Here is an 11,319-nt window from a genome sequence, read left to right on the forward strand (position 1 = left end):
TGGCGCAGGGGGATTGCCTTCGCACGTCGCGGTGAGCGGGCAGTTGGGGCCGCTCATCGCGCCCTGCGCCGCGACGTTCGCCGTGCATATACATAAGATATTGTTCGGGGTACGATTTTTCGGTGCGAATCGTCCATACGAGAAATACCCCGTATCATTCCCGCAGGAACGAACTGCGGAAATGATACGGGGTATGTTCCTGGTGGGCGCAGGGCACCGAAAAATCGTACCCCTCATCATGTTTTATATTACGTGCCCTTTTCAGCCGCTTTGATGCGACATGGTTTTATGCACATACAAATAGTTCTACCAGGTCAGATACTTAATAGTATACAGACCGGTCAGATGGTCGAAATTGATACTGTCGGCAGCCGGGTGCCCTGGGGCGACCGGCTGCCGGCAGGGGTGCTGCGAGGTGCGGGTAGCGCGCTACCTCCCCAGCCATTTCATGATGAAGTTCACGATCGCCGCCGCGTCGTTGATGCTGATGAACGGCGGCAGCGTGCGGGGCGCTCCGGTCTCGGTGGCCTCGCGCGTCGCGCGGGCGCGGAAATCGCGCTCCACGACGTCGTTGCAGGCGATGGCGACCGTGTTGCCGTCGATGAGGTCGAACGAGGTGTCGCCGCGCAGACGGTCGACGCCGGAGCGCGTGACCACGATGTTGGGGAGGCCCGCCGTCTTGTAGCCCTCGACGATGACGATATCGACATCGGTGTAGTGCGTGAGCAGGTCCGTGACGGGAACCTCGCCCTCGGTATAGGCGTATTCGGCGTACTGCCCCGGGGCGATAAGTCCCACGTGTCGGCTTCCCGCCTGCGCATGGCGCCAGGAGTCCTTGCCGGGCTGATCGATCTCGAAGCCCTTATGGCCGTGGTGCTTGATGGTGCCCACGCGCAACCCGCGCTGCGTGAGACGCGTGATGACCTTCTCGACAAGCGTCGTTTTGCCGGAATTCTGGTACCCGATGAAGGCGAGCGCGGGTGCGGGCGTCGCCGACCCGGGGCCGCCGGGCAGCGGCGAGACGGGTTCGGCCGGCTCCTGCTCGGTCTTTTCCACCTCGGGCTGCGGAGCTTCTTCTGCTGCGCCGGCGCGGTTCCACACGCCCGAGCGGCCGCCCTCCTTGTGCAGCAGGCGCACGTCCACGATCTCCATGCCGCGGTCGACAGCCTTGCACATGTCGTAGATGGTGAGGCAGGCGACCGATGCCGCGCAGAGCGCCTCCATCTCGATGCCGGTGACGCCGGTGACGCCGAGCGTCGCGGTGACGTGGAAGCCGACGCGGCCGTCCTCGCGCGCACCCTCGCCGGTGGCGGGGATGGGCTCGATATCGACCTTGCTCTTCGTGATCATGAGCGGATGGCACATGGGGATAAGGTCGCTCGTGCGCTTGGATGCCATGATGCCGGCGATGCGCGCGCAGGCGAGAACGTCGCCCTTCTTCGCACGGTCCTCGAGCACCATCGCCTGGGTCTCGGGGTGCATGAGGATGGAGCCCTCGGCGATGGCGAGTCGCTGCGTGGTCGCCTTCTCGGACACGTCGACCATGCGGACGTCGCCCTTTTCGTCGACGTGGGTCAGGGTGTCGCGGTAGGCGTCTCGCTCTTTGGGCGCGGCCGCCCTGTGGGCCGCGTTCGCCTTGGGCTGTGCGGTTGCTTTCGTCGTTCGTCTCGCCATGGCGTCAGCCTCCGATCTGTGACATGAAGCGCGCGGTGCCGTCGGTCGTCTCGTGCTCGAGCGGCTTGTGGTGCACGGCGTCGCGGTAGATGGCGAGCACGCGCGCGTCGTCGCTTGCGCGCAGCGCGTCGCGCACCGGATACTCGTCATCCGAGAACAGGCAGGGCCGCAGCTTGCCGTCTGCAGTCAGGCGCAGGCGGTTGCAGCGGTTGCAGAAGTGGTTGGACATCGCCGAGATGAAGCCCACGGTACCCTGCGCGCCCGCAAACCGCCAATACTGCGCAGGGCCGGCGCCTGCCGGCGCGTGCTCACCTACGGGCAGAAGCGGGCCGACCCCGGCGCGCTTTCCGGCTTCGGAGATCTGCTCGCGAAGCTCATCGGAGGGCACGATGTCCGTCACGTCCCAGGCTTCCGGATGCAGCTCGGGGGCGGCACCGGAGACGCCGGGCGGGCAGTGGGGCTCGTTTTTGCAGGCGCCGATGGTCTCCTCGCTGCCGATGGGCATGTACTCGATGAAGCGGACGTGCACCGGTCGGTCGATCGAGAGCCGGGCGAGGCCGAACGTGTCCTGCTTGAGCCTGCGCACGACGACGGTGTTGACCTTGACCGGGTCGAAGCCGAAGGCGAGCGCGGCGTCGATGCCGGCGAGCGCCTGCTCCAGGCGACCCAGGCGGGTGATGCGGGCGAACTGATCGGCGTCGAGCGTGTCGAGCGAGATGTTGACGCGGTCGAGCCCGGCGTCACGCAGCTCGGGCGCCAAGCGCGGCAGCAGGGCGCCGTTCGTGGTGAGGGAGATGTCCTCGATCTCGGGAATGGCGCGGATCTCGCGGATGAGCGGGACGATGCGGTGGCTCACCAGCGGTTCGCCGCCGGTGAGGCGGATCCGCCGGATGCCCTCCTGCGCGACGAGGCGGACGAAGCGCGCGATCTCCTCGGCCGAGAGCAGCTCATCGTGTCCGCGCGCGGCCACGCCCTCGGCGGGCATGCAGTAGACGCAGCGGTAGTTGCACTTATCTGTTACGGAGATGCGCAGGTAGGAGATGCTGCGCCCGTATTCGTCGTGAAGGTCGTGGGATGCCAAGATGCCCTGCCCTCCCAGGTTGGATGATATTCGTTTAAGAATAACACCGATATGCGGGACCAACAGGGCACCGGGCAAAGCATTCCGCGCGCGTCGGTGCGCAGGCGTGCTGTGCGCATGGGCGCCGCACACCTGTGCGCGACCGGTGTCGTGCGCCCGTGCTATGCTGCACGGGAAAGCGCATGCGGCACGTGTGCCTGCGGACGCGAAAGGGGATTTGCCATGGATAAGATCGCAAGCTTCACCGTCAACCATCTCGTGCTCGAGCCGGGCGTCTACGTGTCACGCCAAGATCGCGACCCGGCGACCGGGGCTATCGTCACGACGTTCGATATCCGTCTCACCGCGCCGAACCGTGAGCCGGTCATGAATACAGCCGAGTGCCATACCATCGAGCATCTGGGTGCGACGTTTCTGCGGAACCATCCCGTCTGGGCGCCACGCGTCGTCTACTTCGGCCCCATGGGATGTCGCACGGGCTTCTACCTGGTGGTGTTCGGTGAGGTGAGCTCGGAGGAGATCCTGCCGCTCGTGCGCGAGCTCTTCGCGTTCGTGCGCGACTTCACCGGCGAGATCCCGGGCGCCCGTCCGGAGGAGTGCGGCAACTACCTCGACCAGAATCTCCCGATGGCGCGCTGGCTCGCGGAGCGCTACCTCACGCGCGACCTAGCCGAGGCCGATGAGAGCCGCCTGCACTATCAGGAGGCATAGGCCGGCTTCGGGTCGGTGTGCGCGCACCCGGCGAAACGAGCAAACTCGGACAGAGAGGACATGATGGCAACGCTGTATCTCATGCGTCACGGCCAGACGCTGTTCAATGTGCTGAAGCGCAAACAGGGGTGGTGTGACTCGCCGCTGACAGAGCTTGGTATCGAGCAGGCGCGCCGTGCCGGTGCGTGGTTCGCTGGGCAGGGGATTTCGTTCGACCACGCGTACGCAAGCACGTCGGAGCGCGCTTGCGACACGATGGAGCTCGTGGCGCCGGGGATGCCCTATGAGCGGGTAAAGGGCCTGAAGGAGTGGAACTTCGGCACGTTCGAGGGGCTCACGGAGGACACGAACCCGCCGCTGCCCTACGGCGATTTCTACGTGCCGTTCGGCGGTGAGGGAGAGATGGAGCTCCGTGCGCGCCTGATGGCCACGATCGACGAGATCATGCGCAGGCCCGGCCACGACAGCGTGCTCGCGGTGAGCCACGGTGCAGCATGCGCCCAGGTCCTGCGCGCGCTCGGGTATGACTGGCGCAAGGATGGCAAGCGCTTGGGCAACTGCTGCATCATTCGCCTTGGGTTCGATGCCGAGACGGGCTTTACCGTCGAGGACCTGGTGAATCCGAACGACTGATTGAGCCGCCAACCGAACCGCCGGTCGAGGCGTGCTGCACCTGGGCCCCTTCCGGGCGCGGTCCGCCCCGGTCGGCGGTTACTTATATGCCCTTGTCGGGTTCTGGTGAGAGGCGCGTGTAGGGGAGCGCCCGCTTGAGAAAGCCCGCGCTCCTATCGTAGTCGGCGGCGAAGACGCAGCTGAACAGCGAATCGAGCACGAACTGCACGGAGATATGGCTCGCGAACTGCGTGATGCGCTCCTGCAGGTGCTCGGCGTCGCTCACGAGCAGGTAGCAGGCGAGCCCGGGGTGGCGCCGCCTCGCCGCTGCGGTGCCGATGTAGATCACGGGTACGCGCCGCTCGGCGAGCAGCGCCAGCTTGCGGTCGATATCGGGTGCAAGCCCCGAGTACGAGATGAACAGCGCGACATCATGTTCGTCGCTTGCCAGGGCGCACCGGTATTGGCGCTCGACGTCCGCATGGCAGAAGGCGTCACGCCCGATGGAGAGCAGCCGGTCGCAGAACATCTGCGCGGGGTGCAGGTTGTGCGACTGCGTGTAGATGCCGATGCGCCGTGCGCCCCCGATGAGCTGGGCGGCGCGCACGAGCTCGGCGGTGTCGAGCACCTCGCAGGTGTCGCGCACCGTGGTGGCGTACAGCGAGCGCATCTGCGGAACGATGCGGCCGGGCTGCTCGCCGGGACCGAAGGGGAAGTTGATGTCCACGTCGGAGATCTGGCCGGCGCATACCGCGGCCGCGCGGGCGATCTCGACCTTGAGCTCTTTGAACCCCTCGAGGCCGATCTTTTTGCAGAAGCGGTGGATGCTTGCGATCGAGACGCTGGCCGCGTGGGCGAACTCCTTGATGGACACCTCCTGGAGCCGCTCTCCCATGGAGAGGATGACCGATGCGATCTGCTGCTCGGTTGGGGTGAGACCCCGCTCATCGCGGATGCGTCGGCGGATATCCAAGGCTAGCTCCTCTCGAAAAGTATCAAAATGTATCATACCGCTGCACAACGTGCTATGTTCCATAAAAAGAAGTGTCTGTTGTGGCGCGCGCGATTGAGTGGGGCGCCCGCGGGGGCATACAGTAGCTATGAGGAGACGCGACCGTGCCCGCAGAGGGGCGGGAAGCGATGATGCCGCGGTCGCCTGAGCAGAAAGGACGAAGATGGGTTTTCCTGAGGGCTTCCTGTGGGGCGGCGCGACGGCTGCCAACCAGTGCGAGGGCGCGTACAACGAGGGCGGGCGCGGCCTGGCGAACGTCGATGTGATCCCGCATGGACCTGAGCGCTATGCCGTGACGGCGGGTCTGCGCCGCATGCTCGATTTCGAGGACGGTTACTACTATCCCGCCCAGACCGCCATCGACATGTATCACCACTACAAGGAGGACATCGCGCTGTTCGCGGAGATGGGCTTCAAGACCTACCGCCTGTCCATCGGCTGGACACGCATCTTCCCGAACGGCGACGAGGAGGAGCCCAACGAGGAGGGCCTGGCCTTCTACGAGGACCTGTTCCGCGAGTGCAAGAAGCACGGCATCGAGCCGCTCGTGACCATCACGCACTTCGACTGCCCCATCCATCTCATCAAGGAGTACGGCGGCTGGCGCAATCGCAAGCTCATCGAGTTCTACAAGCGGCTCGTGACGGTGCTGTTCAACCGTTACAAGGGCCTCGTGAAGTACTGGCTCACCTTCAACGAGATCAACATGATCCTGCACCTGCCGTTCATGGGCGCCGGCCTCGTGTTCGACGAGGGCGAGGACCGCGAGGCGATCGAGTATCAGGCGGCGCACAACGAGCTCGTCGCGAGCGCGTGGGCGACCAAGATCGCGCACGAGATCGACCCCGAGATGAAGATTGGCTGCATGCTCGCCGCGGGCACGGTCTATCCGTACTCCTGCCGTCCGGAGGACGTGCGCGAGGCGCAGGTGAAAAACCAGGAGAACTATTTCTTCGTGGACGTCCAGAGCCGCGGCTCCTATCCCAACTATGCGAAGAAGTTCCTGGAGCGCCACGGTATCGATGTCGGCATGACCGAGGAGGACGAGCGCATCCTCGCTGAGAACACCGTGGACTTCATCTCCTTCTCCTACTACAACACCCGCTGCGCCGCCGCGCCCACGACCGAGGCGGAGCGGACCGAGGGTAACGCCTTCTCCGGCGCCAAGAACCCCTACCTCAAGGTGAGCGAGTGGGGCTGGGGCATCGATCCGTTGGGCTTCCGCATCACCATCAACGACCTGTGGGATCGCTATCAGAAGCCGCTGTTCGTGGTGGAAAACGGCCTGGGTGCGAAAGACGAGGTCAACCCGGACGGCTCCATCGATGACGATTACCGTATCGACTACCTGCGCCAGCACATCGAGGCCATGAAGGCCGCGATCGAGGAGGACGGCGTCGAAATGCTCGGCTACACCACGTGGGGCCCGATCGATCTGGTGAGCGCCGGCACCGGCGAGATGTCCAAGCGCTACGGCTTCATCTACGTCGATCGCGACGATGCGGGCAACGGCACGCTCGCGCGCTCCAAAAAGAAGAGCTTCGACTGGTACAAGAAGGTCATTGCCACCAACGGCGAGGACCTTGCGTAGGTCTCATGTGGATGGCCATCGCCGTGGTGCTCGCCATGGTCATCAGCTTCCTCCTGACGTTCTTCTTCTATGATCCCAACAAGTCCGCAAAGCAGGCGGCATAGGCTTCATCGCCTTTGGGGCGGCGGCCGGGCGCTTATCGAGCCCGTCGCCGCCCACTTCATCTCGGCCATCTGCGGCCGAGTGCGGCATCGGGGCTCGTTTGAGCAACAACACGAATCGTGTGCGATCATATGCCGGTATACATTCCCGCGCGTTCCGTAACGGGACGCGCAGTCCACGTAAAGGAGATAGACATGGCAGTCAAGTTCCCTGAGGGCTTCTTCTGGGGCGGTGCCACCGCGGCCAACCAGTTCGAGGGCGCGTGGAATGTCGACGGGCGCGGCCCGAGCGTCGACGACCACTTCATGGGCGGCAGCTTCGAGAAGCCGCGTGAGATTACGGTCGATATCGAGGCGGACAAGCTCTATCCCAACCACGACGGCATCGACTTCTACCACCACTACGCCGAGGACATCGCGCTGTTCGCCGAGATGGGCTTCAACATCTTCCGCATGTCCATCTCCTGGAGCCGCATCTTCCCGAACGGCGACGACGAGCAGCCGAACGAGGCCGGCCTCGCCTTCTACGACCGCGTGTTCGACGAGTGCAAGAAGCACGGCATCGAGCCGCTCGTGACGCTGTCGCACTACGAGATGCCCTACCACCTGGTCGAGAAGTACAACGGCTGGGAGAGCCGCGAGCTCATCGACCTCTTCGTGAAGTACGCCGCCACCGTGTTCGAGCGCTACCAGGACAAGGTGACCTACTGGCTCACCTTCAACGAGATCAACACCGGCACCTCCTCGCTCGGCGCCATGATGTCGACGGGCCTCATCAAGGGCTATGAGGGTCCGGCCTCCGGCATCGAGGTCACTCCGCAGCAGTGCTACCAGGCGCTGCACCACCAGTTCGTGGCGAGCGGCCGCGTGGTGCGCCTCGCCCACGAGAAGTACCCGCAGTTCAAGATGGGCAACATGGATTGCTTCATCCTCTCCTATCCGGCTACGTGCGATCCTGCCGACATCCTGGCCAATCAGGAGGAGATGCGCCGCATGAACTGGTTCTGCTCCGACGTGCAGGTCCGCGGCGCCTATCCCAGCTATGCGCGCCGTTACTTCCGCGAGCACGGCGTGGAGCTCAAGATCGAAGACGGCGACCTGCAGGATATTGCTGACGGCACGGTCGACTTCTACACCTTCAGCTACTACATGTCCTCGATCGTGGGCACGCACGATGACGTGGAGCAGACCCAGGGCAACATGACCTTCGGCGGCAAGAACCCCTACCTGGAGTCCACCGACTGGGGCTGGCAGATCGACCCGACGGGCCTGCGCTTCGCCCTGAACGAGATCTACGATCGCTACCAGATTCCGCTGATGGTCGTGGAGAACGGCATGGGCGCCAAGGACGAGGTCACGGCGGACGGCAAGATCCACGACGACTACCGCATCGAGTACCTGAAGAAGCACGTGCGCGCCATGGGCGAGGCCATCGACGACGGCGTCGATCTCATCGGCTACACCTGGTGGGGCCCGATTGACCTGGTGTCCGCGGGCACCGGCGAGATGCGCAAACGCTATGGCTTCATTTACGTCGACAAGCACGACGACGGCACGGGCACCTATGAGCGCCTCCGCAAGGACAGCTTCTTTGCGTACCAGAAGATTATCAAGTCCAACGGGGCCGAGGGCTTGGAGTAGACTGACAGCTCGAGTTCCCGGCTCCATGGGGGTTGTCCTCACATGGAGCCGGTCTGATATCGGAAGGGGCGGCGCATGTCCGACAAGAAGGTGATCTTTCTCGATGTGGACGGCACGATCACCACGTACGAGAACGTGATTCCCGCATCCGCCAAGCGCGCGATCCGCGCTGCGCGCGCCCGCGGCCACAAGGTGCTCATGTGCACCGGTCGCAGCAAGGCGGAAAACCCGCCCGAGCTGATCGAGATCGGATTCGACGGCATGATCGGCGGCAACGGCAGCTATGTAGAGGTCGACGATCAGGTGCTCATGCATGTACATGTGAGCTCCGAGCAGTGCGCACACATCGTGGACTGGTGTCATGGGCGCGGGCTCGAGTTCTACCTCGAGAGCAACAACGGCCTGTTCGCGAGCGAGAACTTCCGCGAGGCCGCGCGCCCGGTGCTGCGACGCTACGCGGGGCGCAAGGGCGTCGAGGGGGCGGATCGGCTCGAGACCGACGACGTCATGCACGGCATGGTCTATGGTGCCGAGCTGTACCGCGACGACGTCAACAAGGTGAGCTTCATCCTGTCGAGCTATCAGGATTACCTGGACGCCGTCGAGGAGTTTTCCGACATGAAGGTCGGTACGTGGGGCGGCGCGGGTGAGACCGCGCTGTTCGGCGATGTGGCCACGAAGGATATCGACAAGGCCGTGGCGGTCGAGAAGGTGGTCGAGCACCTGGGGGCCGGCCCGTCCGACACCATCGCCATGGGCGACGCGAAGGTCGATATCCCGATGTTTCAGGCCTGCGCGACGAGCGTGTGCATGGGCAGCGGAGGCGAAGAGGCCAAGACGGCCGCCGACTTTGTGACCACTGACGTTGCCGAAGACGGCCTTTGGAACGCTTTCTCGCGTCTCGGTCTGGTGTAGGCGAGTAAAGTATGGATATACAACGGGGTCCAAATGAGCAGGGGGTGCCCCGACCGGTAAGGAGTGATTAACCATGGGACTGTTTGACATGTTCAAGAAGAAGGCCGACGCCGCGCCTGCTGGCCCCGCTTCCGTGACCGCTACGGAGGGTGCCGACGTTGTCGCCGCGCCCGTGAGCGGTCGCATCATCAAGATGACCGATGTGCCCGATCCGGTGTTCTCCGGTGAGGTCGTGGGCAAGGGCTGCGCCATCTGGCCGGACGAGGAGACCGTGTACGCACCGGTCTCCGGCACCGTGAGCGTCACCATGGGCCACGCCGTGGGCATCACGGGCGACAACGGCATTGAGGTCCTCGTCCACATCGGCATCGACACCGTGGACATGGAGGGCAAGGGCTTCACCGGCTACGTCAAGCAGGGCGACAAGGTGAAGGCCGGCGATCCGTGCATCAAGATGAGCAAGGCCGCCATCGCTGAGGCCGGGCATCCCGACTGCGTCGTGTGCGCCGTGTCCAATTCCGCTGAGTTCTCCGATGTCGCGCTGTCCGTCGACGCCGAGTCGACCGTTGCCGCCGGCACCGCGGTGCTGAAGGTCACGAAGTAGCGTCAACCGCCGACAGGTGGTTTTGTTGGGAGGCGGGCGGTGCGCATGAGGCGTGCCGCCCGCCTGCATGAGGGGCGTCCGGCCCGCATCGCCCGCTATGCTCGAAGACCCGAATGAGGAGGCCCGATGATTCAGTTCTCGCATGCAATCGCCGACCCCGAAGGGCTGCATGCCCGTCCTATCGCCGCGATCGCGGCGACGCTCGCGCCGCTTTCCAGTGCCGTGACGATACGGGTGGGGGAGCGGTCGAGCGAGGCGCGCGACCTTATGGGCATGCTCGGGCTCGAGGCTCGCGGCGGCAGCACGATCGAGGTGACCATCGAGGGGCCTGACGAGGAGCAGGCGGCGGAGGCCCTGCGGGCTGTGCTGCCCTAAAAGCGGTTTTGGGTCCAGCATCTCGCACTCGGGTTGCCGTGGTGGTTCCCGAGGGCGCTATGCGAAAGGCGCGGTGGGGCCGGGGCCGCGTCGACGGCATCGTTCTCGCCGCCGCGCTTCGCGTGTCGTCTAGCCGCTTTCGGTGTCGACAAGGATATCGGCCGAACTGTCGTCCCGCGGGCGCAACGGTTGGCGTATAGTCTTCCCTATGGGCTTGTATTTCGAGCCGTCCGCTGTATCGCAGGAGGTATCCCATGATTAAGTTTCAGCATCTTATCGAAGCCGAAGAGGGTCTGCACGCCCGTCCCGTCGCGCTGGTCGCCTACACGCTGACCAAGTGCGCGAGCGATGTCCAGATCTCGTTTAACGGCAAGACCGCATCGGGTCGCGACCTGATGGAGATGCTGACGCTTGACGCCAACAAGGGCGATCTCATCGACATCACCATCGTGGGCGGCAACGAGGAGCAGACCAAGGAGGAGCTGCTCAAGGTGCTTCCGTAAACGGTGGAGCAACCAAAACGGTATGTGCGCAACCGGGCGCTGCGGGGCAACTCGCGGCGCCCGGTTTCATGTTGCCGCCGTGCGCGCTCCCGTTCGCGCTGCGCGGTCGATTTTGCGTGTCGCCGTCGGCTCGGAGACCGGTTCCGGCTCTCAAACCCTGCTCCGGACACGAAGGGTGCCCACTTTCAGTACTTTTTTCGGGCTGTGCCGGGAAGACTCGCCGCTGGCGTCGTTTCCCGTCATCATTCTCCCAGTTGAGCACTTTATCAAAATAAAGCGTACGTTTGGTCGCGCTCAACATGTACTGAAAGTGGGGGGTCCTCGTTTTCGGAAGGCCGCAATGCGACGATTGGGCGCATCCGGAGCGGCTTCGGTGAGCACCTGGCGGCCATCTTGCCTCGAGCGTGGAATCCGCGGCCCGGCGTTTCCCGGGCCGGCTTGTCCTATCGGGTCAGATTGGTTACGCCTTGTCGGCCACCTGCGGCGCCGCAGGTGGCTT

Annotated in this window: 11 protein-coding genes; 8 read left to right on the forward strand and 3 right to left on the reverse strand. The window is 64.3% G+C overall.

Annotation, left to right across the window (positions count from 1 at the left end; translation table 11 throughout):
• Positions 1-429: 429 nt before the first annotated feature.
• Positions 430-1,674, reverse strand: coding sequence for a cyclic pyranopterin monophosphate synthase MoaC (gene moaC, locus H6A21_RS11275; RefSeq protein WP_204559957.1), 1,245 nt, complete (start codon positions 1,672-1,674; stop codon positions 430-432).
• A gap of 4 nt (positions 1,675-1,678) precedes the next feature.
• The gene (locus H6A21_RS02195) at positions 1,679-2,755 is read right to left on the reverse strand and encodes a GTP 3',8-cyclase MoaA (protein ID WP_239462581.1); all 1,077 of its coding nucleotides are present in this window, start codon (positions 2,753-2,755) and stop codon (positions 1,679-1,681) included.
• A gap of 222 nt (positions 2,756-2,977) precedes the next feature.
• Here H6A21_RS02195 and H6A21_RS02200 point away from each other — a divergent pair, with 222 nt between their 5' ends.
• Together H6A21_RS02200 and H6A21_RS02205 are read left to right on the forward strand one after the other, a co-directional pair.
• The gene (locus H6A21_RS02200; protein WP_204559959.1) at positions 2,978-3,466 is read left to right on the forward strand and encodes an S-ribosylhomocysteine lyase; all 489 of its coding nucleotides are present in this window, start codon (positions 2,978-2,980) and stop codon (positions 3,464-3,466) included.
• A gap of 63 nt (positions 3,467-3,529) precedes the next feature.
• Positions 3,530-4,099, forward strand: a complete 570-nt coding sequence (locus H6A21_RS02205) for a histidine phosphatase family protein (protein ID WP_239462582.1) — start codon at positions 3,530-3,532, stop codon at positions 4,097-4,099.
• Between the two features lie 82 nt (positions 4,100-4,181).
• Here the strand turns inward: H6A21_RS02205 and H6A21_RS02210 are convergent, their stop codons facing one another.
• Positions 4,182-5,051 (reverse strand): MurR/RpiR family transcriptional regulator, encoded by an 870-nt coding sequence (locus H6A21_RS02210; protein WP_204559961.1) that lies wholly within the window; start codon positions 5,049-5,051, stop codon positions 4,182-4,184.
• Between the two features lie 202 nt (positions 5,052-5,253).
• On the opposite strand from H6A21_RS02210, the gene H6A21_RS02215 reads away from it, so the two are divergent.
• The 6 genes from H6A21_RS02215 (at position 5,254) to H6A21_RS02240 (ending at position 10,820) form a co-directional block, all read left to right on the forward strand.
• Positions 5,254-6,681: a 6-phospho-beta-glucosidase gene (locus tag H6A21_RS02215; protein WP_204559962.1), complete on the forward strand. Its 1,428-nt coding sequence runs from the start codon at positions 5,254-5,256 to the stop codon at positions 6,679-6,681.
• Positions 6,682-6,977: 296 nt separating this feature from the next.
• Positions 6,978-8,423, forward strand: a complete 1,446-nt coding sequence (locus H6A21_RS02220) for a glycoside hydrolase family 1 protein (RefSeq protein ID WP_204559963.1) — start codon at positions 6,978-6,980, stop codon at positions 8,421-8,423.
• A gap of 75 nt (positions 8,424-8,498) precedes the next feature.
• Positions 8,499-9,338, forward strand: coding sequence for a Cof-type HAD-IIB family hydrolase (locus H6A21_RS02225; RefSeq protein WP_204559964.1), 840 nt, complete (start codon positions 8,499-8,501; stop codon positions 9,336-9,338).
• Positions 9,339-9,411: 73 nt separating this feature from the next.
• A complete protein-coding gene (locus H6A21_RS02230) occupies positions 9,412-9,942 on the forward strand; it encodes a PTS sugar transporter subunit IIA (RefSeq protein WP_204559965.1) in 531 nt (176 codons plus the stop codon).
• Positions 9,943-10,068: 126 nt separating this feature from the next.
• A complete protein-coding gene (locus tag H6A21_RS02235; RefSeq protein WP_204559966.1) occupies positions 10,069-10,317 on the forward strand; it encodes an HPr family phosphocarrier protein in 249 nt (82 codons plus the stop codon).
• A gap of 254 nt (positions 10,318-10,571) precedes the next feature.
• Complete coding sequence (locus H6A21_RS02240; protein ID WP_204559967.1) at positions 10,572-10,820, forward strand: HPr family phosphocarrier protein; 249 nt, start codon at positions 10,572-10,574, stop codon at positions 10,818-10,820.
• Positions 10,821-11,319: the final 499 nt, after the last annotated feature.

The organism is Collinsella tanakaei (genome assembly GCF_016902615.1).
Lineage (GTDB): Bacteria > Actinomycetota > Coriobacteriia > Coriobacteriales > Coriobacteriaceae > Collinsella > Collinsella tanakaei_A.